Source organism: Halobacillus sp. Nhm2S1 (assembly GCF_019599545.1).
Lineage (GTDB): Bacteria > Bacillota > Bacilli > Bacillales > Halobacillaceae > Halobacillus.
Genome location: NZ_JAIEZV010000001.1, coordinates 724,318 through 750,376, shown reverse-complemented (window position 1 = coordinate 750,376; position 26,059 = coordinate 724,318). Strand labels below are relative to the sequence as shown.

At 44.1% G+C, this 26,059-nt stretch carries 25 protein-coding genes and 1 pseudogene; 22 read left to right on the top strand and 4 right to left on the bottom strand.

All coding sequences use genetic code 11. The annotated features are described in order from the left end of the window. Nucleotides 1-95 precede the first annotated feature (95 nt). The 17 genes and pseudogenes from K2225_RS20180 (at nt 96) to K2225_RS03745 (ending at nt 15,940) form a co-directional block, all read left to right on the top strand. Nucleotides 96-278, top strand: coding sequence for a hypothetical protein (locus K2225_RS20180; RefSeq protein ID WP_370632696.1), 183 nt, complete (start codon nt 96-98; stop codon nt 276-278). Then, nucleotides 272-406: pseudogene (locus K2225_RS20175) on the top strand (Gfo/Idh/MocA family oxidoreductase); the annotation flags it as partial. The gene K2225_RS20180 and the pseudogene K2225_RS20175, both read left to right, overlap by 7 nt. Beyond that, nucleotides 389-1,081: a Gfo/Idh/MocA family protein gene (locus tag K2225_RS03815; protein WP_370632718.1), complete on the top strand. Its 693-nt coding sequence runs from the start codon at nt 389-391 to the stop codon at nt 1,079-1,081. The pseudogene K2225_RS20175 and the gene K2225_RS03815, both read left to right, overlap by 18 nt. A 163-nt stretch (nt 1,082-1,244) precedes the next feature. Further along, complete coding sequence (locus K2225_RS03810) at nt 1,245-1,901, top strand: methanogen output domain 1-containing protein (RefSeq protein WP_220583545.1); 657 nt, start codon at nt 1,245-1,247, stop codon at nt 1,899-1,901. 87 nt (nt 1,902-1,988) lie between these two features. Continuing rightward, nucleotides 1,989-2,933 carry a lipase/acyltransferase domain-containing protein gene (locus K2225_RS03805; RefSeq protein WP_255574170.1) on the top strand — a complete coding sequence of 315 codons (945 nt, stop codon included), beginning with the start codon at nt 1,989-1,991 and terminating at the stop codon, nt 2,931-2,933. Between the two features lie 385 nt (nt 2,934-3,318). Then, entirely contained in the window at nt 3,319-4,521 is a 1,203-nt protein-coding gene (locus K2225_RS03800) for a Bcr/CflA family efflux MFS transporter (RefSeq protein WP_220583544.1), read from the top strand. Nucleotides 4,522-4,699: 178 nt separating this feature from the next. Further along, nucleotides 4,700-5,275: a TetR/AcrR family transcriptional regulator gene (locus K2225_RS03795; RefSeq protein WP_220583543.1), complete on the top strand. Its 576-nt coding sequence runs from the start codon at nt 4,700-4,702 to the stop codon at nt 5,273-5,275. Between the two features lie 80 nt (nt 5,276-5,355). Then, nucleotides 5,356-8,511: a bifunctional cytochrome P450/NADPH--P450 reductase gene (locus K2225_RS03790; protein WP_220583542.1), complete on the top strand. Its 3,156-nt coding sequence runs from the start codon at nt 5,356-5,358 to the stop codon at nt 8,509-8,511. A gap of 407 nt (nt 8,512-8,918) precedes the next feature. Continuing rightward, nucleotides 8,919-9,542, top strand: a complete 624-nt coding sequence (locus tag K2225_RS03785) for an HAD family hydrolase (protein ID WP_220583541.1) — start codon at nt 8,919-8,921, stop codon at nt 9,540-9,542. Nucleotides 9,543-9,640: 98 nt separating this feature from the next. Further along, nucleotides 9,641-10,201, top strand: coding sequence for an RNA polymerase subunit sigma (locus K2225_RS03780; RefSeq protein WP_255574166.1), 561 nt, complete (start codon nt 9,641-9,643; stop codon nt 10,199-10,201). Nucleotides 10,202-10,403: 202 nt separating this feature from the next. After that, nucleotides 10,404-10,883, top strand: a complete 480-nt coding sequence (locus K2225_RS03775; protein WP_220583540.1) for a GNAT family N-acetyltransferase — start codon at nt 10,404-10,406, stop codon at nt 10,881-10,883. A 559-nt stretch (nt 10,884-11,442) separates the two neighbouring features. Next, nucleotides 11,443-11,916 carry a DUF4367 domain-containing protein gene (locus K2225_RS03770; RefSeq protein WP_220583539.1) on the top strand — a complete coding sequence of 158 codons (474 nt, stop codon included), beginning with the start codon at nt 11,443-11,445 and terminating at the stop codon, nt 11,914-11,916. Nucleotides 11,917-12,122: 206 nt separating this feature from the next. Beyond that, a complete protein-coding gene (locus K2225_RS03765; protein ID WP_220583538.1) occupies nt 12,123-12,623 on the top strand; it encodes a DUF2716 domain-containing protein in 501 nt (166 codons plus the stop codon). Between the two features lie 72 nt (nt 12,624-12,695). Further along, on the top strand, nt 12,696-13,052 hold the full coding sequence (locus K2225_RS03760; protein WP_220583537.1) for a hypothetical protein: 357 nt from the start codon (nt 12,696-12,698) through the stop codon (nt 13,050-13,052). A 222-nt stretch (nt 13,053-13,274) separates the two neighbouring features. Then, nucleotides 13,275-14,375, top strand: coding sequence for an NADH:flavin oxidoreductase (locus tag K2225_RS03755; RefSeq protein WP_220583536.1), 1,101 nt, complete (start codon nt 13,275-13,277; stop codon nt 14,373-14,375). A gap of 159 nt (nt 14,376-14,534) precedes the next feature. Continuing rightward, the gene (locus K2225_RS03750) at nt 14,535-15,536 is read left to right on the top strand and encodes an aldo/keto reductase (RefSeq protein ID WP_220583535.1); all 1,002 of its coding nucleotides are present in this window, start codon (nt 14,535-14,537) and stop codon (nt 15,534-15,536) included. 152 nt (nt 15,537-15,688) lie between these two features. After that, the gene (locus K2225_RS03745) at nt 15,689-15,940 is read left to right on the top strand and encodes a DUF3221 domain-containing protein (protein ID WP_220583534.1); all 252 of its coding nucleotides are present in this window, start codon (nt 15,689-15,691) and stop codon (nt 15,938-15,940) included. 289 nt (nt 15,941-16,229) lie between these two features. Here the strand turns inward: K2225_RS03745 and K2225_RS03740 are convergent, their stop codons facing one another. Further along, a complete protein-coding gene (locus K2225_RS03740) occupies nt 16,230-16,613 on the bottom strand; it encodes a DoxX family protein (RefSeq protein ID WP_220583533.1) in 384 nt (127 codons plus the stop codon). Nucleotides 16,614-17,162: 549 nt separating this feature from the next. Here K2225_RS03740 and K2225_RS03735 point away from each other — a divergent pair. The 4 genes from K2225_RS03735 (at nt 17,163) to K2225_RS03720 (ending at nt 22,531) form a co-directional block, all read left to right on the top strand. Then, nucleotides 17,163-17,432: a hypothetical protein gene (locus K2225_RS03735; RefSeq protein ID WP_220583532.1), complete on the top strand. Its 270-nt coding sequence runs from the start codon at nt 17,163-17,165 to the stop codon at nt 17,430-17,432. 447 nt (nt 17,433-17,879) lie between these two features. Next, complete coding sequence (locus K2225_RS03730) at nt 17,880-18,716, top strand: STAS domain-containing protein (RefSeq protein WP_220583531.1); 837 nt, start codon at nt 17,880-17,882, stop codon at nt 18,714-18,716. A gap of 193 nt (nt 18,717-18,909) precedes the next feature. Continuing rightward, a complete protein-coding gene (locus K2225_RS03725; RefSeq protein WP_220583530.1) occupies nt 18,910-22,080 on the top strand; it encodes a glycoside hydrolase family 113 protein in 3,171 nt (1,056 codons plus the stop codon). A 97-nt stretch (nt 22,081-22,177) separates the two neighbouring features. Further along, nucleotides 22,178-22,531 carry a DUF2200 domain-containing protein gene (locus K2225_RS03720; protein WP_220583529.1) on the top strand — a complete coding sequence of 118 codons (354 nt, stop codon included), beginning with the start codon at nt 22,178-22,180 and terminating at the stop codon, nt 22,529-22,531. An 89-nt stretch (nt 22,532-22,620) separates the two neighbouring features. Here K2225_RS03720 and K2225_RS03715 read toward each other — a convergent pair whose 3' ends face one another. Then, complete coding sequence (locus tag K2225_RS03715) at nt 22,621-23,490, bottom strand: DMT family transporter (protein WP_220583528.1); 870 nt, start codon at nt 23,488-23,490, stop codon at nt 22,621-22,623. A gap of 413 nt (nt 23,491-23,903) precedes the next feature. On the opposite strand from K2225_RS03715, the gene K2225_RS03710 reads away from it, so the two are divergent. Next, on the top strand, nt 23,904-25,301 hold the full coding sequence (locus K2225_RS03710) for a DUF2254 domain-containing protein (RefSeq protein ID WP_220583527.1): 1,398 nt from the start codon (nt 23,904-23,906) through the stop codon (nt 25,299-25,301). 20 nt (nt 25,302-25,321) lie between these two features. On the opposite strand, the gene K2225_RS03705 is transcribed toward K2225_RS03710, so the two are convergent. Continuing rightward, nucleotides 25,322-25,624, bottom strand: a complete 303-nt coding sequence (locus tag K2225_RS03705) for a hypothetical protein (protein WP_220583526.1) — start codon at nt 25,622-25,624, stop codon at nt 25,322-25,324. Nucleotides 25,625-25,667: 43 nt separating this feature from the next. Beyond that, nucleotides 25,668-26,000, bottom strand: a complete 333-nt coding sequence (locus K2225_RS20170) for a TIGR04104 family putative zinc finger protein (protein ID WP_370632717.1) — start codon at nt 25,998-26,000, stop codon at nt 25,668-25,670. Nucleotides 26,001-26,059 lie beyond the last annotated feature (59 nt).

Here is a 26,059-nt window from a genome sequence, read left to right as displayed (position 1 = left end):
TATGTCGATCCTTGATTTATTTAGTGTCAGTATGCCCTTCGTAGGGTATTGCCCTTTAGATAGTAAAACCCGTAAAAGAAAAAGGAGGAAATGAGATGAACCACATACGATGGGGAATCATCGGCTGCGGAAATGTCACAGAAGTTAAAAGTGGACCCGCTTTTCAGAAAGTCGATCACAGCAGCCTTGTAGCTGTGATGAGAAGGAATGGAAAAAGGCGAAAGATTATGCCGAACGCCATGGGGTACCGAAATGGTATGATCAAGCGGAAGATTTAATTTATGATGACGAAGTGGACGCTGTCTATATTGCCACACCTCCTTCCACCCACAAGAAATATACACTCATGGCAGCCGAAGCTGGGAAGCCTGTGTACGTGGAGAAACCGATGGCGAATCACTCAGAAGAATGCTGGGAGATGGTGCACGCCTGCGAAAAGTACGGGGTCCCATTATTCGTCGCTTACTATAGGAGGTCTCTTCCGAGATTTCTTAAAGTAAAAGAGTTGATTGAGAACGGCTCGATTGGAGAGGTTCGGTTTGTATCGATTCAGCAGACGCAACCGATTGTTCAAAAAGATGAGGATGGGAATTGGCCGTGGCGGGTGATTCCGGAAAAAAGCGGTGCCGGGTTATTCTATGATGTAGGCTCACATACGCTTGATTTATTCGATTTTTTACTCGGACCGTTGAAAGATGTAAAAGGCTCTGCTTATAATCTCGCCGATTCCTATCCTGCGGAGGACACCGTAAGTGGGGTATGGAGATTCGACAGCGGCGCGGTCGGCACAGGAGTATGGAATTTCTCTTCCTATAAAAAGGAAGACGATAACCGGATTGTCGGTACAGAAGGAGAAATTCAATTTTCAACGTTTGATGACAAGCCGATTATTCTTTCTACGGATTCAGCTGAAGAATCCTTTTATGTAGAGCACCCTGAACATATTCAGTATAGTCACATCCAGACGGTCGTCAATGAATTGCTTGGGAGAGGGATGTGTCCGAGTACGGGGATGACCGCTCTCCGGACGAATGAGGTCATGGAGACGCTCGTCCGTGAGTATTATGAAACAACCAAATAATCATCAGGCCGTTTCGTGCATTTTAGACATGAAACGGCTTTTTTGATCGAGACGATCCCAATGATTGAAGCGTACACGAGAAATCTGTCGGACTTTTTCATTAGGAACCCCCTCCTCTATCATCTATAATAAGAGTAAAGAATAGAGGAGAGAGGAGATTGCGATGACAGAGCCGATGAAACTTTCAGGGACGATATTCTTGTCGAAACTCATTGCCCAATACGCTCACCTGCACAGCCGTACGGTCGGAACAAAAGCCGAGGAATATATCCGCCAATTAGGAATCAGGACAGGTGAATGGTTTGAATCTTTCTACGATGAAAAAGGGCAGGCATGGACCCCGGATCAATATGCCCGTGTAATTGTCGACTTGAAAAATTCAATCGGTGGCCATTTTGAGATATCCGAAGTTTATAAAGATCATATCATTGTAAAAGCATCCGCCTGTCCTTTTGGGGGAGCGGTGCACGAGGCTCCCCATTTGTGTATGATGACGTCGAGTGTTTTTGGTGGGATAGCAGCCAGAAGAATGGGGTACGGAAAAGTGAACTTACGCAAGCGGATCGCAGCGGGTGATGGCGAGTGTGAAGTGGCTGTCTTCTTTACACCGACAGAAGAGGAAGGGCTCATTTATGAAGATATTCCAATCACCCCTGAACAAGGAGATCCTTTTGCGTGGGAAGAGGAGACGATCACCGCTCTAGGGAACGAATTGTGTAAGAGTGATGACATGGTGATGGAATTACTTGGAGAATTGGAGCGGCTTCAAACGGAAGTAGAGGAGTTGAAGAGTAAAGTTCCATCATCCCCTCCTCGTTGAATCTTTTCATTGACCTGTTGTGGCTATAAAAATGTTTTCCCCCTCCTGTTCATATATTTTAAAAAGTGATGGAGAGGAGGAGAAACATTGGGGAAAGGCCACGCTCCATTAATTGTCATTCCCGGTTTATTCGGATCGATGAGCGATGAGATCATTCCTGGAACAGGTGGATGGAGTTTCGGTCTTGCCGGGATGGTCTATGAACCTTTTGTTCTCATATTGGAAACGATGGGGTACCGGAGGGGAAAAGACCTGTTCATCTGCTTTTATGACTGGAGTCAGAAGATCGAACATTCCGCGAGCCATTACTTGGCAAAAACGGTGGCTATGGCTAAACGGCAGACAGGGGCGGAGCGTGTGAATCTCATCAGTCACAGCATGGGAGGGTTAGTCGCAAGAGCGTATGTGCAAGGGGACAAATACCAGAATGATGTCGATCAGCTGATTCAGCTTTGTACCCCTAATGCTGGCTCTGCACCGAACTACAGCTATTGGGCCGGAGGAGAACTGCCGACAGGGCAAAAGGGGAAGGTCAACTTTGTGCATTTTTATATGCAGTGGTACTTGGAGTATTTGAGCCATCATTACAAGGGGAACCGGATGGAAGTGATCCATAGGCACTTTCCAGGTTTATTAGATATCGTGCCGGGGAGTGATTACCAGAACTATTTAATAATGAAGGATGGTAGCAACCGGGCACTTCTTCCTTACACTCATATGAAGACAACCAATGCTTTTCTCGATTCCTTGAATGCCGAACGCGCGGTTGTTGATCAACGGAACATTGATGTGACGGTCATCGCAGGGACAGGGGCAGAATCAATCAAGTACTTGGAAGTTGTCCCCTATAAAGGAACGGGAGCGTGGGTGGATGGCGAGGTTACCGCTGCTGCCTATACAAATGAGGGGGACGGGGATGCTATTGAAGAAAGTGTGTTTCTGCTCGACGGGGATCATTACACGGTGGAGGGAACACATATTGAGGTCCTCTATAAATCCAAGGACATTCTTCGCCAAAAGATTGGACGGTAGGGATGATCCCAGCATTCCAAAACTCAAAAGCTTTTGTTTCCTCGGACCGCAGCTATATCGATCATGGATGTTTGCACTTCTTTTCCTAGATAACCATCGATTCGTGTGACCAATGCTGAAGGTGGATAAAGATACAACAGGTGGGATCATCCCTCAAAATAGAAGAAAAGTATGGAACCAAAAGCGCCAATCCTAACGATTGGCGCTTTAATATGTTTGAAGAGAGGTTCTCTTTGCTGCCAACCGGGACAGAGGTTTTTAATGCGTAGGGATAGACTTCGAGGATGAATGAAGATAAAATTAATAGTTTAACAGCCGGGAGAACTTGGGGATTATATTCAAGGAGCTTTCAGGTAGTAGATTGAATAGAAGAAGGTGTTGAACAATGTTACATAATCCAACAGGGAAAGAAAGAATAGGTCTTGCCTTTTTACTGGGCATGCTTGGCATTCTAGGTCCATTGAATATTGATATGTATCTGCCCAGCTTTCCGGGCATCGCTTCTGATTTAGAAACAAATGCATCTCTCGTCCAGCTTAGTTTGACGACGTGCTTGATTGGTCTTGCCGTTGGTCAAATCGTCGTAGGTCCGATCAGTGATTCACAGGGGAGGAGAAGACCACTCATCGTTTTCCTTTCCCTCTTTGCGCTGGCTTCGTTCCTGTGTGCACTTGCCCCGAATATCCTTGTGCTCGTGATTGCTCGTTTCCTCCAAGGATTCACGGCCTCTGCCGGAGTCGTCCTTTCACGGGCGGTCGTGCGTGATGTGTTTTCAGGAAGAGAGCTGACGAAGTTCTTCGCCTTATTGATGGTGATCAATGCGACAGCCCCAATGATTGCCCCGATGACGGGCGGGGCGATCCTTCTTTTACCTTTTGCGACATGGGAAACGATTTTCTTCTTTTTAAGTATCGTAGGAGTAGCCATCGTTTTGACAGTCGCAGGGAAATTACCAGAGACCCTTCCTGTGGAAAAGCGGATCCCAAGCTCTGTAAAAGAATCGATCCTGACCATCGGCCGGCTGCTGAAGGACCGCTCGTTCATCGGGTATGCGCTCACGATCGGTTTTGTCCATGGGGGGAGCTTTGCCTATGTATCGGGAACGCCGTTTGTTTATCAGGGCATTTACGGCGTGTCTCCTCAAGCGTTCAGCATTTTATTCGGGATCAATGGCCTGGCCATCATTACAGGAAGCTTTTTAGTTGGTCGTCTCGGAGGGATCTTCCATGAAAGAAGTCTGCTGCGGACGGCCGTACTCGTTGCCGTTAGTGCGACGTGTTTCCTTTTAGTGATGACCATAGTCGAAGGACCGTTGTTTGCGATCGTCATTCCTATCTTCATTTACATGACCGCGATGGGGATGGTTTTGACGAGTACGTTTACCTTGGCGATGGAGCATCAGGGGCACCGGGCAGGAAGTGCCAGCGCGGTCCTCGGGATGCTGCCGTTATTATTTGGTGCGACGGTTTCCCCGCTGGTCGGACTTGATGAGACGACAGCTGTACCGATGGGAGCCATTTTGTTTACGACAGCTTCCATTGGTGCTGTGATCTTTTTTACATTGACGAAAAAACAAGCCGCTGCATGATGGTTGTTCAGAATCGGTGCCAGCTCCCCGTTCTTTTACAATAGTAAAGGAGCGGGGGCAGGCAACGATTTTTTTAATACAAAAAGAATGATGAGACTTTCGATTGATTGAATGAAAAGGAAAAATATACTAAGCTGAACAGGAATGAATGTTCATTCCGCATAGGAGGGAGTTTCAAATGGCGACATCAACAAGTAAACGCGACCATATTCTAAACAGTGCGCTGTCGCTATTCGCAGAACGCGGTTTCGATGCGACAACGATTCCGATGATTGCCAGTGATGCGAACGTGGGAGCGGGAACGATTTACCGTTATTTTGAGAACAAAGAAGTTCTAGTCAATACATTATTCCAGCATTACGTCGACTTGTTCACAAAAACACTTGAAGAAGATTACCCCCAGGAAGCAGGCATCCGCGATCAATTTCATCATCTGTTTCAAGGCATGGTGCGGTTTACAAATGAGCACGAGCACGCGCTTTATTTTATCAAAACCCATAATGCCGCTTATTTCCTTGACGAGACAAGCCGGAGTCGATTCAATCATCTATTGATGATTCTTGAAGGCTTTATCGATGAGGGGAAGGAAAAAGAACAAATCAGAGATTTGCCATCGAAGGCATTGATTGCGATCATTTTCGGTGGATTTCTTGAGTTGTTCAAATTGATCCGAGCAGGTGAAATCGAAGAGACGGATGAACTATTGACAGGGGCCGAAGAAACCTGCTGGGATGCTGTACGTCATCATGCGTGATGAGGTTCAGCTTTCTTCTCCTATATTCGGAATGAATATTCATTCCGGTATCTTCAATACGATTAAAGAGGTGTTAGTCCATGAATCATACAGAAAATCTGCCACAACCGAAATCTTATGGACCGCTCGGGAATTTGCCGGCCATCGATAAAGAAAGACCCGTGCAGTCGTTTATGAAGCATGCCCGGGAGCTTGGGCCGATCTATCAACTCCAATTCCCGGGCCGGGTCAGTACATTTATTTCAAACGCACGTTTTGCTGCTGAAATCTGTGACGAGACGCGTTTTGATAAACAAATCGGACCTGCGCTTCAAAAAGTGCGTGCCTTTGGCGGAGATGGTTTGTTCACAAGTGGGACGGGTGAACCGAATTGGAAGAAGGCCCATAATATCCTGCTGCCAAGTTTCAGCCAGCAAGCCATGAAAGGCTATCATGAAAAAATGATCGACCTTGCTTCTCAGCTGATCCAGAAATGGGCGAGACTGAATCCGAATGAAGAAGTTGATGTTCCTGATGATATGACACGCCTGACGCTTGATACGATTGGTTTGTGCGGATTCAATTACCGTTTCAACAGCTTCTATCGCGAAGATTCCCACCCTTTTATAGAGAAAATGGTGCGCGCACTTGATGAATCGATGAGTCAGACCCAGCGCCTGGGGATCCAGGATAAGCTGATGGTCCGATCCAAACGTCAATTCAAAGAAGATATCGATTACATGTTCAACTTAGTCGATCAATTAATCGAAGAAAGAAAACAAGCAGGAGATCAGGGAGAGGACGACCTTCTTGGGCACATGCTGAAAGGGAAAGACCCTGAAACCGGGGAAGCGCTTGATGATGAAAATATCCGTTTTCAAATCATCACGTTCCTCATCGCCGGTCACGAAACGACGAGCGGGCTCCTTTCTTTCGCTACGTATTATCTTTTGAAACATCCGGAAAAGTTACAGAAAGCCTATCAGGAAGTGGATGAAGTGCTTGGTGACGACACCCCATCTTTTAAGCAGGTGAAGCAGCTGAAATACGTGCGGATGATCTTAAACGAAGCGTTACGTCTATGGCCAACAGCCCCTGCGTTTTCCGTTTATGCGAAGGAAGATACTACGCTGGATGGCGAATACGAGGTGGAAAAAGGGGAAACGTTCACCCTGCTTATTCCGGAGCTTCACCGCGATACCACCGTCTGGGGAGACGATGCGGAAGAATTCAATCCAGAACGCTTTGAAAATCCGGCAAGCATTCCACATCATGCGTATAAGCCTTTTGGCAATGGACAAAGAGCATGCATCGGTCAGCAGTTCGCGCTCCATGAAGCGACCCTTGTTCTTGGTATGGTCTTGCAGCATTTCGACCTTGTCGATCATACGGATTATGAACTGGATGTCAAAGAAACGTTGACGTTCAAGCCGGACGGGCTGACGATGAAAGTGAAAACGAGAAGAGCATTCAACGGCTTCCAGACCCAGGAAACGGAAGAAAAGGAAAATACGAAGGATATGCCCGCCCGCGAGTCCCATGGCACCCCATTCCTCGTATTGTACGGGTCGAACATGGGGACAGCAGAAGGGGTGGCCCGGGAGCTTGCAGAAACTGCGCGCCATCAAGGCTTTTCCGTAACGACAGCGTCGCTCGATGAATGGACGGGAAACCTTCCGAAAGAAGGAGCCACCTTGATCGTATCTGCTTCCTATAACGGCAATCCACCAGACAACGCAACCTCTTTTGTTCAGTGGCTGACATCTGCTGAGGAAGGAGAAGTTGACGGGGTAACTTACGCTGTTTTTGGCTGCGGCGACCGAAATTGGGCGAGTACCTATCAACGGGTGCCTGCGACCATCGATCGAGAGCTCGATGCGAAAGGGGCTGTTCGACTGCTTGAACGGGGCGAAGGAGATGCCAATGAAGACTTTGATGGTGATCTGGAAAAATGGGAAGAAAAGCTATGGCCCGCTTTAGCCGACCATTTCAAGTTGGATTTGGAAAAAGGGGAGGATGCCTCCAACCAAATTTCCATGGAATTCGTCAGTGGCACGAGCTATACGCCTGTTGCTCGCACTTATGACGCTTCTACAGCCGTTGTCCTTGAAAACAAGGAACTTTTGAACTCTGAGGAACGCAGTACCCGTCACGTGGAGGTTGAACTTCCTGCAGCTGTGACCTTCCAAGAGGGGGATCATCTAGGTGTCGTACCGGAAAACACGCCGGCTCTTATTAACAGGGTGCTGAACCGGTTCGGAATGAAAGGAGAAGAGCATGTGATTTTGAGTGAAGGTACCGGCCGTGCCGCTCATTTGCCTACAGGCGAGCCTGTACAACTCAAACAATTGCTTTCCTCTTATGTAGAATTACAGGAACCAGCAACAAGAGCGCAAATCCGTGCGCTTGCCGCGAGTAACCCTTGTCCGCCACACAAAATGGAACTACAACAACTCGTTGAGGACGAAAACTATAAAACTGAAATTCTAGAAAAACGTCAGACGATGCTTGAGCTGTTAGAGGCATATCCATCCTGTGAAATGGAGTTCGAACAATTCTTATCCCTGCTTCCAGCTTTGAAAGTCCGATATTATTCCATTTCCAGTTCCCCTCGTGTGGATGCCCATCAACCGAGTGTGACGGTCAGTGTCGTTCGAGGAGAGGCGTGGAGCGGCAATGGGGAGTACGAAGGAGTAGCTTCGAATTATCTGGCATCAAGAGAAATCGGAGACAAAATCGCCTGTTTCGTCCGTACCCCTCAATCCGACTTCCAACTGCCGGAGGATCCTGAAACACCGATGATCCTTGTCGGACCGGGGACTGGAATCGCTCCCTTCCGTGGATTTATCCAGGCGCGTAAATCGATGAAGCAGGAAGGAACGACGCTCGGAGAAGCCCACCTTTATTTCGGGTGCCGTCGACCGGAGGAAGACTTTTTGTATGAAGAGGAACTGAAAGAAGCGGAACGTCTCGGCTTGATTGATCTGCATACCGCTTTCTCCAGGCAAAAGGATGAAGAAAAGGTTTATGTCCAGCATGTGATGAAGAAACATGCGGAAGCGATCCTTTCTCTATTAGATCAAGGAGGTCGTCTCTATATTTGCGGGGATGGCAGCAAAATGGCTCCTGAAGTAACGAATACGCTTGTGGAATGTTACCGTGACCTTCATCAAGTCAGTGAGCAGGAAGCTGTTTCTTGGTTGGATGAGCTTGAAAAGTCTGGCCGACTGGCGAAAGATGTCTGGGCTGGTTCTTAAAAGACGATCATACTTGATGGATGAGCAGACGGGTTCTTAATCGTCTTTTCAAATAAACCCTGATTTCTTATTTTATAGAAATCAGGGGTTTTCATTTTTTTAGAGGTTATAAAATAGCTGGCTATCGGGTTTTGGTCTTTTCTTTTGAATGTCTTTAAGCTGTTTCCTCAATGGTGAAGAAAGTGAGATACATAAGTTTTGATTTATTTCTAATTATGATTGAGTTCAATACTGGAGTTTGAAATAATTGGAATGAACATCACTTTTATGGAAAGGAGGGTTTAATCTAAGGTTACATCACTCGAATTTATATAGTGGTGGAATAGCTGGGGAGTCCTAACATAACAGATCCGGTATCGAAAGCACCATACATAAAAGACGCTGGATAGGGAGAGAGGTAACGATCTATGGATAGTATCATTTTTGATTTAGACGGGACGATATGGGACCCTATTGATACTGTGCTGACCGCTTGGAATAGTCAAATTAAAGAAAACCAGCAGATGGAGAAAGAACTTACCAGAACGGATTTTGAAGGAACAATGGGATTACAAATGGATGAAATCAGTGGAAAGTTGTTCCCTTTTTTAGCTGCAGATGTACGTTCATCACTGATCAGGGACTGTTGTGCTGCCGAACAGGGATATATTAGGCAACATGGGGGCGACTTGTTTCATAAGGTGGAGGAAGTGCTAAGTACTCTCTCTCACCATTATAAACTTTTCATTGTAAGCAATTGTCAAGATGGGTATATTGAAGCCTTTTACGAGTACCATAACCTGCAACAGTACTTCCTTGACTTTGAAAATCCTGGTAGGACGGGTCTTTCAAAAGGTGAGAACATCAAATTGGTCATGGAAAGGAATCATCTTTTAAGCCCTATCTACATAGGAGACACAGAAGGTGATTTGAATGCATCGAGATATGCTGGCATCCCCTTTGTTTACGCAAGGTACGGCTTTGGCCGAGTAAGTGAGTATGATGAGGTCATTGAGACGTTTAATGATCTTCTGAAATTATACGCAACTTGAAAGCTTCAAGGATGTTCGTTTTTTGTATGTGAATCGTAGATGGGAACACCATACAGATTACAACACGTGTTTGTTTTTTACCGAGAGGGAGTGTAGATGTGGAGAAACACCATTTATTTTTATCTCTTCTGGCAGCAGGATTTTTAGTCGCTTGTGCTTCCAATGAAGACGCAACTTCAAGTGCTTTAGTAAATAAAGAAGCAGAAATAACTGAAAAAGAAGAAATTGGTAAAGAGTCGGCTGAGAAAGAGACCGCCCCCATGGAATTCTCTCTTACGGAAAAAGAAAAAGAGAGCTATGAGAATTTTTCCAAAAACATGGACCCTGCCTATCTAAAGGGTTTAACCCCGATCAGTATAGCTAAACTTTTTGTGTATGCGGATTTGATGAAAGACTATGATGTTCATTATGCTCTCTATACCACAAGGCCAGATCATATCCTTTGGACAAAAGAGGAAGATGACCAAATTCCTGAAATAGATAGAGGAACGAAAGAGAGTATTCTGCAAACCTATAACGGGATCCAAGACGGTGAATTTATGATCGAGAACGATATTCATGGCTGGATTAAGTATGATTATGAAGATGGATCCCGTGGGTTCTCTATGGTAAAAGATCAAAGCGGAATCTGGAAAGTTTCTTTTATGCCAATTCAGTAGCTTTGATTGGGCTAATGAAGCACAATCTCTTAGAAGTTAGAAAGGAAAAGAGACGGCTGGAAATTCTTGCGTGAAAGGAAGAAAAGTCATGGTCCTTAACAGCTTATCCATTGATGAAGATGATATTAATCTCAAAGTCCAGACCTCTTTATCAATGAGACATGGGCCTATACGAAAATGAAAACGTAAGGGGGTGTGGAAAGTGAAAATCGATTATTTAACCAACCATCCTGAGAAGATAAAAGATGTTTCAAGGATGATTTTTCATGCGTTTGTTCTCGAATCGGGAAGTGAGAAAACCTTCGATGAAGTAGTCGAATACTTTTCGTATACCAAGCAAAGGAAGCTTCCTATAACGCTTGTTGCTCTAGAAAACGGGGATTGTGTGGGGACGGTCTCTCTTTTTGAACATGACCTTGAAGGAAGAGAGAACTATACACCTTGGCTAGCTTCGCTTTATACTCCCCCTGAGCATCGCGGAAGAGGGATCGGACAAGAACTGGTGGGTAAAACAGTGAAGGTGTGCAGCGATTTGGGTTTTGATAGCGTCTTTTTGAGAACAGAAGACGCTTCTGAGTATTATAAACGTAGAGGCTGGACTTTTGTTGAAACGGTTTCTGATAAAAGGAATGACAGGATCGATGTATTTAAGATTCGGTGTAACAAACAAGATGCTTTATGAGATTGATCTGAGGTGAACGTATGATCTTAAGGCAGCATTTTATGCTGCCTTTTTTCTTAAATATGTTGGATGAGATGCGGACGATTGTTGATCGGAAGTCTATTCATTGCTTTCCTACCCTTGGAATTTTTACAGAAATGTCCTCCCCACTAACGCGTAACTCTACGATCACGTCGCAGTATATAGAAGATACGTCTATCCCTTTCTTATAGAGGTTAAAGATTACTTGATGACTCATTGAAGGTTCTATGAAACGTGATCCATCTTCAGTCGTATAGGCAATAAACAGACTCTACATTTTAACTTTGGTTGGGAGGTAAACGATGACTGTGATCATTCTTTTAGTTGGTAGTCTATTTAGTGTTCTTGCTGTAGGGTACGGAAAAGGAGTATGGAGGAAAAAGAATTAAATCCTTTAGATTAGAAGCACATAGGGAAAAGGAAGTAATGATGATTAGAGATAGACCAGGTCTGTCTTTTGGAATAGTATGGAAAGCAGATGCAGAAAACCCATCACTTTCCTAGATGGAATAGGAAAGATTGAAGAAAGGAAGATGACATGAAGAAATTAATTTTACTTATCGCTCTCCCGGTGTTCATCGTTGGATGTGGTTCTACAGATGGACTGCAGGAGTTTGATCCTACAGGGTTAAACGAAGAATTAGAAAAAGTTTCTTTTCAGCCTCAACTCCCTACGGAACTGCCCTTTGAAGTGAAGCAAGCAGACCTCAGTCGGCCTCCTGAATTACAGCAACCGGTGAATACGCTAAACTTTGACTTTTATGGAGAGGGAAATGAACACCTTAGTTTATTAACCGTGAATGGAAGTGAAGTAAGCTCAACCTCTGAAGAGGACTATCAAGAGGTAGAAATAGATCACATCTCCGGGGGATATTTTATCAATGATTCAGGTGATCAAACGTTAAGGTGGCAAGAAGGGGACATTCAATATGTGTTGAAGTCTATGGATCAGGGGTCTGAGAGTGATGTTTCGAAAGCAGATTTGATCAAAATGGCAGAGTCATTTGAGTAAAAGCTCTCGATCACCCAGGCGAAGTTTCAAGTGGCGTTTTTGGTTTGCGTGAAGATGTATGTGAGATAAAAACGTTGATTGGATCATCAAACAGTAAAATGTAAGAGAAGAATTGGAAGGTAAATAAGCTTATGAAAATAGGGAATCATACGGATGGTCAAGAATTTTAAGGGTTTAGGAATCGTAAAAGGAGCAGGCGGTGATTTATGAGGAATTGGCAGGCACTTTCTAGTAAATCCTATGAGGAAGTATGGAGAAGGATAGATCAGGAATTCAAATTTCAGCCCAGCGTCTCTGAATTTCCATCCTTCCATTTACCTTCCCCTTTTGTTACCTATGATGTTTCAGCTTACTATGGGGCATCCATAAACTTGAATGTTTATCGGGATCTAGAAGAGAAATCATTACAAATGTTTCAAGAGCTTGTTCCAAAAGACGAGTTTTTGTTAGCTCTTGAATGGCAGCATGAAGGCTATCGGGTCAATCCTCATCTGAACTTTCCCAAGAATGAATGGAAAGAGTGGATCATTCCGGTATTTCCTGACGGGGATTATTACTTTTTCATTGAAAAAGATTTTAACTGGGGAATTTTGGGTCATCCTTGGGAAGGCAGCATTTCCTTATACGGGAAAGATCTCCTCTATTCATTGGAGAAAAACAAACCAGCCATGTTTCTAAAAATCATTCGGCAGAAATTAAAAGCATGACACTCCATCGTTGAGTCCATGATCGTTGTGTACCTAACATGAACCTGAGTGTGTCATAGGGAGGTCGTTCGTTTGTTTGAGACCATTCATTGGCGGATCTTCATAGAAGCATCATCTAAAGAGAAAGCTGAAAAAGTTACGAAAAAACTCTCTCAAGAAATTGGAGAGCTTCATGTATTGAAATTTGAGCGGTACTGGAAAGATGAAAAGCTCTTTGAAATCGGATGTACAACCAATCTGCAATTGGAAAATCCGGAAAGAGCCGTATTCCAGGTGTTACAAAAGGCAAATCAGCTTGGGCGGGAAGTTCTTGTGAGAGGCCCTTTTTTAAACGAGGGAAAGCAAGTGGAGTTCGAAGGAATATGTTCTTCTCCTACCTTTACTGGAGTGAAATGGTTTCATTTTACTATCGATAATTTTAGATCATAAAATCGGAATGAGGAATCGTAATGGAAATGTACTCCTATTTAGGAGTGCATTTTTTTGTTAGTGGAAATCTCATTTGCTGCTAGATCTATATTCTTGAGAAAGCGCGATTTTTTAACAACCTGTTCTCGTGGTGAAAGAATGTGCTGGATCGAAGCAGATTTCTTTCGCTGCCTTTTTTTATCTGTAATAATGAAAGATACCGTTGCAAAAGGAGGCAGATCAATGACAAACCAAACAACAACGAAACCTTTATTTAATACGTTTACGAGTGACAAATTAAACCTTCCGAACCGGACTGTGATGGCACCGATGACCCGTGGGTTCTCCCCTGGGAACGTTCCTAATGAGGAAGTGGCGGCTTATTACCGCAGACGTGCGGAGAATGAAGTCGGTTTGATAATTACAGAAGGAACAGGGATCGACCATCCGGCTTCTGTATCTGGTGGGAATATTCCTGTGTTTCATGGAGAGAAGGCATTGAACGGCTGGGCGAATGTAGTGAAAGAAGTACATGAGGCCGGCGGTAAAATTGCTCCGCAGCTATGGCATGTAGGAATGACTCGCAGCAAAGGAGACCTTCCAAATGAAGAGGCCATGCCGGTGGGGCCATCAGGCCTGAGCCTGGATGGGGAGAAGGTGACCGAACCATTGACTACAGAGGAAGTAGAAGGCTTAGTAGAATCCTATGCCAAAGCGGCAGCGGATGCGAAGCGCCTCGGTTTTGATGCGATTGAAATTCATGGAGCTCATGGGTACTTGATTGACCAGTTCTTCTGGGAAAACACCAATAAACGCACCGACCGTTATGGCGGGGATTTCGTTGGGCGCACGCAGTTTGCCGTCGAAATCGTAGAAGCATGCCGTCGTGAAGTCGGAGAAGATTTCCCGATCATTTTCCGTTTTTCCCAGTGGAAAATGAACGACTTCCAAGCGAAACTGGTCCACACACCAGAGGAGCTTGAACGTTTCCTTCAGCCGCTTGTTGAAGCAGGCGTGGACATATTCCACTGCTCGACCCGCAGGTTCTGGGAGCCTGAGTTTGAAGGTTCCGACTTGAACCTTGCCGGCTGGACGAAGAAACTCTCAGGTAAACCGGTCATTTCCGTTGGTTCTGTCGGCCTGGATGGTGTCTTCACCGACTTTTCTGGTGCTGGTACAACAAGTCTGGACGGTTTAGTAGAGAAACTGGATCGTGAGGAGTTCGACCTTGTGGCCATTGGCCGTTCTTTATTGATGGATCCTGAATGGGTGAAGAAAGTTCATGAAGGTAGAGCGGATGATCTTCTAGCATTCAATAAAGAAGCGCTGAAAAAACTATACTAATGATATGACAGGCGTCCTTCAATCAGGACGTCTGTTTTTTTCTATTTAGTTTAGGTAAACAGCAAAGAAGCTTTGCATCTTTTTTAAAGAGGTTGGACGATTCAAAAGTTTCGTTGTCTTCCATGAAGGAAAAACGTCTATTATAAGGAGGGACTTTTCATGAAAAAAGTAAAATTAGGACGCAGTGACGTCGAAGCCTCACGCATAGCCCTGGGTACATGGGCCATCGGCGGTACCGGATGGGGTGGTACAGATGAAGAACAATCGATTGATACAATAAAAGCAGCGATAGATCAAGGTGTGACTACGATCGATACCGCACCCGCCTACGGGCAGGGGTTATCCGAAGAATTGATTGGCAGGGCGATTGCTCAGTCGGAGGTAAACCGGGAGGATCTTGTTCTGGCTACAAAAGCCGGGATCGATTTCACTGATGACGGCAACTACCGGGATAGTAGACCTGCTCATCTGGAAGAAGAACTGCAGAAAAGCTTGGATCGTCTGCAAACCGACTATATCGACTTATATCAAATCCATTGGCCGGATACCGATGAATCAATCGATAAGACGGCAAAGAAGATGAAAGAGTTTTATGAACAAGGGAAAATCCGTGCCATTGGTGTAAGTAATTTCAGCCCTGAACAAATGGACGAGTGGCAGAAATATGCCCCGATTCATACCTCGCAGATGCATTTAAATATGCTGCAGCGATACTTAATCGAGTGGTTTGAATACTGCCACAACCACGAAATTTCTACGTTATCCTGGGGATCCCTCGCGCACGGCATGCTGACAGGAAAGTATTCCAAAGATGCCTCGTTCCCGGATGATGACCTCAGAAGTAATATTGAACTGTTCCAGGGCGATCGTTTCCCTAGTCTGATTGACGCGGTGGAGGAACTTCAACATTTCGCTGAAAAACGCGACCGTAACATTATCCAGCTTTCGATCCGCTGGCTGCTCGACCATAAACCAGGCGCAGATGTTGCTTTATGGGGCGCGCGTAAACCATCTCAGCTGGATGGTGTCAACGAAACCGACGAGTTCCAGTTGACCAACGATGAGCTGCGTGAAATCGATGATATTCTATACAACCATGTGGATGATCTAGAAAACGGCACACTAAAAGAATACGGGCCGCCTGTTCGTTCAGAATTGTAAGGGGGATGGACCAAAACCTTTCTTTTCAGAGGGGGTTGGGTATAAAGCATATTCTTATGTTAATCATCATTCCGCTCTTGATCCTCACTACCACAGGGTGCGGCCATAGCAAGGAACAATTCAAAGGTGATCCTACCATAGAAGGATAGATCATGTCAGTAGAAGATGATTATATATTGGTTGTGGCAGGTATAACAGAAACCCAGGCTGAAAACAAAAATTGGAACGGCTTTTCCCAAAAAGAGAAAAGTAAATACCATCCTTTCTCATTTAAACCTAGTGGCTTTTTTGATGACTTTTCAGGTCTTAAGAAAGGCGATCGAGTAAAGGTATGGGCAGTAGAAGGTGCATCAGAATCGTACCCTGCGCAATCAGAAGTAGGTAAAATTGAAAAAGTGGAATAAGTCGAAATACATTACACCATTCCTTCCTTTAAGTGAAAAAGGTGAACGTGGAAAGCAAATAGTGTCTAAAAAAGGAGTTTCTTCCTTAACCTTCTGTATTGATCTAAAGATATAATTAATAGTCATCATAAAAAACTGAGTAGATGAAGAGGCTACTCAGTTTTGTTTTGATCTCTATAGTGTTATATATTGAAAACCGCTTCTTTCAAAGCGGAAATACTAAGGAAACGATACTAATTCTTATAGATTGTGTAAGTGAGTGCACCTCACTAGCTGGGGCATATTATTTTCATTCTTTTTTAGTAATGATTTGAGAAATAGCGAATTTTCTACTTCCTGTCATAGCTAAAATAAAGGATAAACCCAACAAAGACAGCGGAAATTCAAATCCACCGATTAAACCCATCGGGAGTTTTACAAGAACGATAGCTCCTACCATTGTTAGTCCAAGTAAAATGGCTGACGGCACTACAAAGATTCCAAGAAGTAAAAATAGCCCTCCGATTCCTTCGATCAATGCTGTTACATACGCAAGCCACGCAGGCTGACCGATTTTCTCGAACATTGCAATGGTATCGCTTACCTCCCCAAGCTTCTGAATGCCGTGGGCCAGCATAATTACGCCAAGTACAATTCTTCCGCCTAGTAAACCCCATTCCATTTTTTTTTCCATGATTACACCTCTTTTATGATTTTCCTAGTTAACGTTCAGAAAAAGGATTTGGATCACTTTTTACATCTTTTTGTTGTGTGAATGGATATCTGATCATTAAGGTGTGTATTACAAAGGTATAAGGATCCAGGTAATAATTAGGGTCTCCTCTCGTGCTGTCTTGATACAAGGCAGGATGGGTAAGAGAATAAATCCTTTATACTCTGAGGGGGATTAACAGAGAATACATGAATAGGAAAGAGGAAAGGCTCAATTCATTTTGTTATAAAGGATTTTGATATTGATAATAGAAAGTATATGAAGGGAGAATTTTTTTGAGCTGGGATTAACCTCCATGCATGTATGGTGAAAAAGAAATCAAAGAGGTTGAAGTGGTTTTTCGTGAACATGCATGACCCTAGGAAATAAGATTTATAGAGCTCAAGGCTTATTTAAGAAACGAATGGACATTTATTTGTGAAGAATGCTCTTACGATAAAAGAAATCATTCAAGGGTTATTAAAGATCTACATACAAGTACTATGATACGTAAAATCGGAGGTGTGCAGAATGAGTGAAGTAAAAAAGGTTACGTTTATGCTGCCTGACCAACAAAAAGAGGCGTCTATTGCAGACACCTCAAGCCAAAAGTATTTAGAATTTCTACCGGATGAATTGACGGAATTGGTCAATTCTTTTCATGGGTTTGAGCTTGACACGATTGAATTGCACGTGACAGGGGCTCTTGATTCTGGGGGGGCAACTAAGCTGTTTGTGGATTTCTCAGGTGAGGCCGGTATGAAATTTACGTTGAAGAAAAAGGACATGAAAGGAGAGTAAGGGGCAAAGTTGGATGAGCAAGCTCTTTCTAGAGTGCTAACGTGATGATTTATAGGGGCTTTACTCAAATGAGGGGGAGACCATTTAATAGAGGGAAAAGATAAACTACCTAGAAGAGCTGACTGAATCATTCAAGTAAGGGAAATGAGTCCGAATATAGGATTCTATCTATATTGAAAGAGAATCCGTTTTAGTAAATGATTGATTAGTCATATAGTGCTAATAAACCGTCGTTTTTCTATAGGATGATATATAGGTTCATTATTTCTACATCATAGGTTTGATTGAAAATCGCTAAGTACTAAAAAACAGTGATGTATCATTATACTATAAAATACTTATTTCCACTCGAAATTTATCTCATATTATTGTAATATATTTATGAATATCATTCGGTAATTAAAATAGAGTTATATGATTGATCGACATTTTTGAGGGGGAAAATAGATGACGGCTGAAAAAGAAGCAACATTAACGCCTGTAACGACTACTATACTGGAACAGAAAGAAGAATTGGCCCGTGCGGTTGCTATACCTCGTGAAATAGGTAAAGGAGTCTCAGAACAATTAATTACTTGGAGAATGGAATTAATTGAAGCCTATGCCATTTCTTTCACTCAGGATTCTGAGGAGGTTACTCAAAATCTGGAAAAGTGGAGCGATCGTGTGTCAGGTGAACTTGTAGAACTAAGATTACCACTGAACATAGCCCTGGTCGAAATAAGTGAGTATAGAGAAGTCATAGGTGCGATTATTAAAGACGAAGCAAAAGCACAAAACCTTTCCTTTGATGATTTCTATGATATCCTTACTCCTTTTAATCATGCCGTTGATCAAGCGGTTCAATTTGTCAGTCAATCGTATATGGATGACTTCGAAAATACTATACAAACGGCTAATTATGCAGTGGATGAACTTTCCGTGCCAATCGTTCGTGTCACAGAGACCGTGGGTGTCATTCCAATCGTTGGGGAAATAGATACGAAAAGGGCTCAGCTCCTCATGGAAAATGCATTGAAGCAAGGGGAAGAATACGAACTTGAAACGATCATTTTAGATTTATCCGGCGTTAGTATTATTGATACCATGGTGGCTCATCAATTGTTTAGAGTAATTGATTCTTTAAAACTAACCGGTGTAGAAGGAATTATGAGTGGTATCCGTCCTGATATCGTCCAGACAATGGTCAGCCTTGGAATCAATATGAAAGGGATCCATACATTCAGCAGCCTCCACAGGGCCATTGATTCATTACAATTGCTTGATGAAAAAGCCGTGGTTTAATACGGGATGATTAAAAGGGATCACAATCCTTTCATACTATAAAAAAGGGACCTCCTCAATCAGGAGGTTCCTTTTCTTATCCCATGTATTTTACTGTAACCATACCAAAGGTTGTTCATTGATATTCATTGCTCTACATATCTATTATAATGAACATAACACTAGCATCATTTTCCGGTTATGGGGGGACGTAATGAAAAAGAATTTTTCGATTGTAGCTAGCATCCTTTTTGTTTTAGCTTTTCCTGCTGTCATCTGGCTGTTTTCGCCGTCCACATCGCTTGATGTAACGATTCTTGATAAGACGGTTCCCGATGAGAGCGCTCGTGAACATAAAAGCCTGACATGGCTGTTAAATTACAACAAATACACGACGAATGAGGAGAAATCCTATGAAGCTAAGAATTACTATGGTTTAGTTCCTGATGAAGCGGAGCAAACCATTGAAGCAAGACCGCTTCCGGAAGACCTCGGGGACACGGATTTGATCTACATCGCCGATACATACGGAGTTTATGAAGAAGATGTCCCTTGGGCTGAGGAAACGGATGCTGCAGAGTCTCCTGCTCTGATTAATGGCGGACTGACCATGGACGAATGGCAGCAAATTAAGCAGCAGGTCCAATCCAATGGGAAAGATTTAGTCATGGAGTTTAACAGTTTTGCTTCTCCCACAAGTGAAGCGGTACGCAGCGACGTGACCGACTTTTTGAAGGTGGACTGGCAGGGCTGGATCGGCCGTTACTTTCCGGATTTAAGCGAAGGTGGGGAAGTCCCCGCTTGGGTTGTTTCACGTTTTGAAGAAGAGGGAGAGGCATGGACGTATGGAGGAGAGGGAGTGGTTCTCATCCATGAATTCTCAGGGGAGGTTGTTGTCTTGTCCGTAGAAGAAGGAGACTTGCAGCAGGCAGAGATCCTCGCGATCTTTAATGAAAAAGGGGAAGAACACTTCAACTTGCAGCAAAGTACCCCATACCTTTACTGGTTCGATATCCTTGAGCCCAGAGAAGGAGCGGAAGTTCTGGCGGAATATGAAATTCAAACGAGTGACAAAGGGGAAGAAAAGCTTGGAAGCTATGGCATCCCTTCCACCTTTCCCGCTGTCACCTATCATCAGGAACAAGAATCAGATCGCTATTATTTTTCCGGGGATTACGCTGATCTATCAGACGTCCCTTCGATTTATCAGTATCAAGGCTTTGCGAAGGTGAGAGAGTGGGTCGCGAACTTCCAACCTGACTCGGAAGAGAGCTTTTTTTGGAGTACCTACCGTCCCATGATGGAGAGTATTCTTTCCTCGGCGGTAACGGAGGAGCAAACGAGCACGGTTTCTGCGCCGCAAGCGGTGACAGAAAATATCTCTCATCCCTCTCGTGTCCATGATCAGAAAATCGAAGTTTTCCAGGACAACGAGTGGCAGTCGATGACGATCAAAGGCGTCAATATCGGGATGGGGAAACCCGGATATTTTCCCGGGGAAGCGGCGATTGAGAAAGAAGAATACGCCCGCTGGTTTGACCAGATCGGCCAGATGAACGCTAACGCCATTCGTGTGTACACCCTGCACCCACCCGGCTTTTATGAAGCGTTGGCGGAATACAATGCAGATGCCGAGGAGCCCCTTTATGTGTTTCATGGCGTTTGGATCGATGAAGGACCTTTAGAAGAGACGGAAGATGCTTTTCATGAAGAAAGTACAGCAGCGTTTCAGGAGGAAATGAAAAAAATCGTGGACGTCATCCACGGCGAAGCAAAAATACCGGCACAGACGGGTCATGCGTCGGGACTTTACACGAAAGACATCTCTCCTTATGTGGTTGGATGGATCATCGGGATCGAATGGTATCCCTATATGGTCGATCAGATGAAAAAGGATTACCCTGACCTTGGCGACTATGATGGCACTTACACGAGGACCGAAGGCGCAAGTCCAATGGAATACTGGCTGGCAGAGCAGATGGATGTCCTCACCACTTATGAAATCGAGGAGTATGAAAGCATGCGTCCGTTAAGCTTCACTAACTGGGTCACGACGGACAATCTGGATCAGCCGGCAGAACCATTGGAACAGGAGGATCTGGCCAGTATCGATCCGAATCATATCTTTCCAAAAGGGGAGGCGGAGTCCGTCGGAATGTTCGCTTCCTATCATGTTTATCCGTACTATCCGGATTTTCTCAACATGGAGGAATCCTATACGGAATTTGAGGATCATCGAGGGGAAAAGAACAACTATGCCGGATATTTGAAAGATCTGCATGACTCGCATGAACTTCCGATTCTGATTGCGGAATTCGGCATTCCGGCTTCGAGAGGGAAGACGCATGAAAATCCGTTTGGATGGAACCAAGGCTTTATTTCAGAAAAAGAACAAGGGCAGATCGTCAAGCGTCTGTATGAAGACATTCTACATGAAGAAATGCTCGGAGGTCTTGTGTTCAGTTGGCAGGATGAGTGGTTCAAACGCACGTGGAATACGATGGATTATGACAATCCGGACCGCAGACCGTACTGGTCCAATGCGCAGACCAATGAACAGCAGTTTGGACTCCTAAGCTTCGATCGTCTGAAAGTGAAAGTCGATGGGAAGGACGATTGGGAAGAAGGAGAAATCCTCTATGAGAATGGAAAAGGCGATCTCGAGTCTTTGATGGCTGACCATGATGAGCGGTATCTTTATCTCAAAGCGAAAGTCGGCACGGAAGGATTTTGGAAAGAGAAAGAAGTTCAATTCCATATCAGCGTGCGGCCTGAAAAAGGAATTCAGCTCGAGAATCAAAAACTCGTTTCAGACTTCCGTGTCACGATTCCAGGGAAAGAAAATGCAAAGATTGAAGTAGCTCGCGACTATGATGTGTTTCATTATCAATATGTCCAGGAAAAGGACATGACCGAGGATCCCCATGCGGATGAGGATTTCCGTCCCATTCGTCTAGCACTCAACAAAGGACTCGTCCGCCCGGATACCGGGGAAGAGTTTCCTTTTGATTCTTATGAGACCGGCGTTCTTCGCTATGGGATCGGCGATCCTACATCGGAAGACTATGATTCTCTCGCCGATTATTATTACTCGGAGGAGACAGGGATTCTGGAAATCCGCCTTCCGTGGATGCTTTTAAATGCAAAAGATCCTAGTCAGAAGGAGTTCATCGGCAACTTGTACGAGGAGGGATTGAATTCTTCCATGACTATTGATGGTTTGGATATCACCGCGTCTGTCATAGAACAAGGGAAAATCGTGGACTCATTTGGGTTTGATCATCCAGCCCGTTACACGTGGGATAGCTGGGATTTACCTCTTTATAAAGAACGCCTTAAAAAATCGTACCCGTCTATCAGAGGTGTTTTTTCTAAGGTGAAGTGATCATGATCTCTTCCTGTTCAAGGTAGCTAAATCAAAGGAACTTAAAGTGATATACTTATAAATAGGGATGGTCATAAGGAAAAAAGGAGGATGGCTCGTGGCTAAACATAAGATCTATACGATGAGTTTTGCAAGTGTTTATCCCCATTATGTGACGAAGGCAGAGAAAAAGGGACGGTCAAAAGAGGAAGTTGATGAAATCATCCGCTGGTTGACGGGGTATAGTCAAGAACAGTTAGAGGTGCTGTTGAAGAAAAAGACAGACTTTGAAACATTCTTTGCGGAAGCCCCGGAACTGAACCCTTCCCGGAAAATGATCAAAGGGGTCATCTGTGGCATCCGGGTGGAAGAGATTGAGGAGCCGTTGATGCAGGAAATCCGCTATTTGGATAAGCTGATTGATGAGCTGGCAAAAGGGAAGGCGATAGAGAAGATTTTGCGGAAATCATAAGAAAAAATGAAGAGCACGGCCTCTATGGGAAATAACGGATAGAGGCCGTGCTTTTTTATATAATCGTACAAAGCCCGGCACAAATTCCTTCATTCGGACTGCTTCACACTAAGGGAAGTGATTGTAAACAAGATGAGCCCCATACCGATAAGCTGGATCAAGCTTAATTGGTTTTTTAGAATCAGGACACCGAATAAGGACGCTGTGACTGGTTCGACCATAGCGACCATTGATGCCGTGGATGGAGCCGTCTTGCGGATGCCGATGATATAGAGGATAAAGGAAACACCAGCCCCAACGAGCCCTAACAGAACAAACCATCCGATGTCGCTGGACGTCAACGCATCTGTCATTTCCTGCTTGTCTGTAAAAACAAAGAGAATGATAGTAAAGAAGAAAAAGGCGGTGGCTAAAGCTGTCTCCACGCTGCCTGTATGAGAGGCCTTTTTAAATCCGAATATGAATATGGCATAGCAGATGCCGGCCCCGAGTCCGGCGGCTGTCCCTAGAAAACTCGCGGATAACGTTTCGATATTGTAGGAACCTGTAAGAAGGATGATTCCTATGAGTACGCCAAGGATACAGCCCCATTTCAACCACGTGGAACGCTCGATCCCTAATAGGAAGGAGATCAAAAGGACAAATACAGGTGCCGTGTACATCAGAGTGGCAGCCACGGCTACACTTGAAGCTTCGATACTCAGAAAATATAAAGTGAAATTCCCGGCAACACCGACACCAGCCAGCAGGGACCAAAGATATAAGCGGCTGGTGTACACCCACTTCCTGCTGAAACGGATGAGAAACCATACAAAAAAGCATAGGAAACCAACGGCGCCCCGATAAAAGGAAATGACAATAGGATTCCATCCCTTGTTCATCAAAATATCTGCAATTCCCCCGCTAATGCCCCAGCATACAGCAGCTAATATGACGAATCCTACCCCTGCAAATCTCATGATGAGCCTCCTAATCATTTAGTTTTCGTACTTTTCTTAAATCGTAGAAAGTCCGTGTTATAGACCTCAATGGATGGGGCGCCCTCTCCATTTACCGTACGGACCCGAAACTTATATTCAACGTGTTCACGACAGTTCCTCAAATTTCTTTAACCTAAACGTGCCTTAAGTTGCATGGATGTGGATAATTTTTCTTAAAGAAAAGGAGAAGGTGCTTCATGAGTGGCTTCGATTGGATTGGGATTTTTTTGAAAAAAGTTGAGGGGAAAATCATTCTAGGTTAATGAACCCAGGAGTGTTTTCAACATTTTTCCCTATTTTTCAAGGAAGGACGAAAAAACAGGTTCACTTCCTTATCATCAGGGTAGGAGTTAGAAGGATTCAAAAGTCATAAGAACAGAATGGGGATTCATATGGGGCTCTTTTACTATATAAAAAAATATTTTAAGATGTCGAGACGCCAGCGAAAAAGTGAATTGAAGTCAACGCTGTGGTTCATGCCTTTTTGGTATATCGTAGGTGCGGTCGGATTGTCCGCTTTCACCTTTTATCTGGATTATGTGGTCGATGTCGGGTTACACCTGCCGGCGGCCATCGGTTTCAGCGGGCAGACGCTGCAGGTGCTTTTGAGTGCCCTCGTCGGAGGGGTGCTGACCTTGAGTGCCTTTACAATTAACTCCCTGCTTGTAGCGCTGACGACGTTCAGCGGTCAGTTTTCATCCAAAATGCTGGTGAACTTCGTCAGTGACCGGGCTACTCAGCATGTGCTTGGTATTTTTAACGGAAGTTTCATCTATGTACTGTTGAACTTCCTGTACGTGACGCATGAAGAAGAGGAGTATATTGTTGCGACACCGGTTCTATCTATCCTCACAGCCATTACAGCAGCGGTCACGTTCATTTATTTCATCAACCATACCACCACCTGGATGCAGGTTCATAACATCAGTTTCAATATGAATGCCAAGTCCAAACAGGTCCAGGCGTCTTTGGAAAAGGAATTAAAACCTTATCACCTGGAAAAGGAGGTTGACGTAAGCGCGCTTCCTGCTGAAGAAGGTGGAAAGGTAATCAGTACGAGGCAGTCTGGTTATTTTCAAGTTGCAGACTTTTCGAGGTTAATTAAGCTGGCGAAAAATGATGACAGTCTGCTGAGGTTCGATGTTAGAATCGGAGAATTTGTTTTAGAGGGAACACCGATCCTTACGTATTGGGAACGTGGTCAAACGGTCGATCCCGACCGCTATTTCAAGTCGATCGAAATCGGAGTCAAACAAACAGAAATCCAAGACCTGGAGTACGGCTTGAATAAGCTTGCCGAAGTAGCCATCAAGGCTTTAGGGCATAATGACCCGCTCACCGTTACGAATACGATTCATCAAATTGCGGATCTGCTGAAAAGCATCGGTCAGTCTACGAATTTTTCTCCTTATCTCTTTGACAATGAAAAGAACCTTCGCATCATCCTGAATCAAAAGAACTTCCGCTATTACCTTCATAGGGGATTCGCTTCGATCCGGGAGTATGCGAACCAGAATTCGACCGTAATGACAGAGCTTTTGACTATGATGTCCCTGCTCAGTAAAACGATGGATGAGGAAGTTCACGAAGACTTATGGGAATTTGCCCGTCAGACGATCTTAGGGTTTGATAATTACAGTTTGTATGAAAATGACTGCCTGTATATTTTAGAGCAGCTGTCGGAGCTTTCTAAACGAACAGGCCATCAGCAGGATTATCTCTTCCTGCTTGAATATATGTTGAAGCGGGTGAGTTCAAAGAGTGCGACAGAGGAGGGAGCTTCCCTTTAAGAAGAGAGGGGCATCTAATCCTATAGATGCCCCTCTCCTACATTTTTACCTAGGAAGTGAATACCGCCGCTTGGTGAAAAATCGAATGAATCAACTACATTAGCCATCTGCTTGGAGTAATAAATGAAAAGAAAAATGGCAAATGGATAGAGAACAACAAGAATAACTGTAAAGGAGACGTTACTTTTATATCTCCGTATTTTTTGAAGTTGCTTCTTACATTCGTTTTTATCACTTAAGTACATGGAAGAAAAGACAACAATCCCAATGGCAAGTAAAGGCAAAATGAAATCATAAAAAGCTGCAAAAATATAGTCCACCACACTTCTATTCGTTTTGTAAGCTTCTGCACAATAGGAAAACAAATCAATCTATATTCATTTCGTAACTAGCTATATATGGAAAGATGAGGATCGCTAGTATGGTAATCATGAGAAGAAGCGCGATTTTGATTAATATGGGAAGGGTGCTAACAATTATCCCACCGCTTATTACATGTAACGGGATGGCAAAAACGGTCCGTGTTTTTTTCGTAACACGATGTTCTGTTTTGCACATCCTGCACACTAGAGGCTTAAAAGTCCATTGAATAGCTTTTTGCACTTCTTTCCATGTGAATGTATGGCCGCAAGACTTACACTTTTGTATCCCCAAAGAAACATCCTTTTTTGGGTTAACGTTAACATAATGAAACCTCATGTTTTCAGTTGAAAAATGTACCAATACTCATGAGGATCGCCTGCTCCGTTAGTTGAACA

Excerpts from the sequence above, each read along its gene's own strand:
- K2225_RS03770 (WP_220583539.1), top strand. The coding sequence starts at position 11,443 with ATGAAGAAATTAATTTTACTTATCGCTCTCCCGGTGTTCATCGTTGGA.
- K2225_RS03800 (WP_220583544.1), top strand. The coding sequence starts at position 3,319 with ATGTTACATAATCCAACAGGGAAAGAAAGAATAGGTCTTGCCTTTTTA.
- K2225_RS03755 (WP_220583536.1), top strand. The coding sequence starts at position 13,275 with ATGACAAACCAAACAACAACGAAACCTTTATTTAATACGTTTACGAGT.
- K2225_RS03730 (WP_220583531.1), top strand. The coding sequence starts at position 17,880 with ATGACGGCTGAAAAAGAAGCAACATTAACGCCTGTAACGACTACTATA.
- K2225_RS03790 (WP_220583542.1), top strand. The coding sequence starts at position 5,356 with ATGAATCATACAGAAAATCTGCCACAACCGAAATCTTATGGACCGCTC.
- K2225_RS03765 (WP_220583538.1), top strand. The coding sequence starts at position 12,123 with ATGAGGAATTGGCAGGCACTTTCTAGTAAATCCTATGAGGAAGTATGG.
- K2225_RS03710 (WP_220583527.1), top strand. The coding sequence starts at position 23,904 with ATGGGGCTCTTTTACTATATAAAAAAATATTTTAAGATGTCGAGACGC.
- K2225_RS20180 (WP_370632696.1), top strand. The coding sequence starts at position 96 with ATGAACCACATACGATGGGGAATCATCGGCTGCGGAAATGTCACAGAA.
- K2225_RS03735 (WP_220583532.1), top strand. The coding sequence starts at position 17,163 with ATGAGTGAAGTAAAAAAGGTTACGTTTATGCTGCCTGACCAACAAAAA.
- K2225_RS03740 (WP_220583533.1), bottom strand. The coding sequence starts at position 16,613 with ATGGAAAAAAAAATGGAATGGGGTTTACTAGGCGGAAGAATTGTACTT.
- K2225_RS03715 (WP_220583528.1), bottom strand. The coding sequence starts at position 23,490 with ATGAGATTTGCAGGGGTAGGATTCGTCATATTAGCTGCTGTATGCTGG.
- K2225_RS03785 (WP_220583541.1), top strand. The coding sequence starts at position 8,919 with ATGGATAGTATCATTTTTGATTTAGACGGGACGATATGGGACCCTATT.
- K2225_RS03750 (WP_220583535.1), top strand. The coding sequence starts at position 14,535 with ATGAAAAAAGTAAAATTAGGACGCAGTGACGTCGAAGCCTCACGCATA.
- K2225_RS20170 (WP_370632717.1), bottom strand. The coding sequence starts at position 26,000 with ATGAGGTTTCATTATGTTAACGTTAACCCAAAAAAGGATGTTTCTTTG.
- K2225_RS03810 (WP_220583545.1), top strand. The coding sequence starts at position 1,245 with ATGACAGAGCCGATGAAACTTTCAGGGACGATATTCTTGTCGAAACTC.
- K2225_RS03815 (WP_370632718.1), top strand. The coding sequence starts at position 389 with ATGGCGAATCACTCAGAAGAATGCTGGGAGATGGTGCACGCCTGCGAA.
- K2225_RS03795 (WP_220583543.1), top strand. The coding sequence starts at position 4,700 with ATGGCGACATCAACAAGTAAACGCGACCATATTCTAAACAGTGCGCTG.
- K2225_RS03725 (WP_220583530.1), top strand. The coding sequence starts at position 18,910 with ATGAAAAAGAATTTTTCGATTGTAGCTAGCATCCTTTTTGTTTTAGCT.
- K2225_RS03745 (WP_220583534.1), top strand. The coding sequence starts at position 15,689 with ATGTCAGTAGAAGATGATTATATATTGGTTGTGGCAGGTATAACAGAA.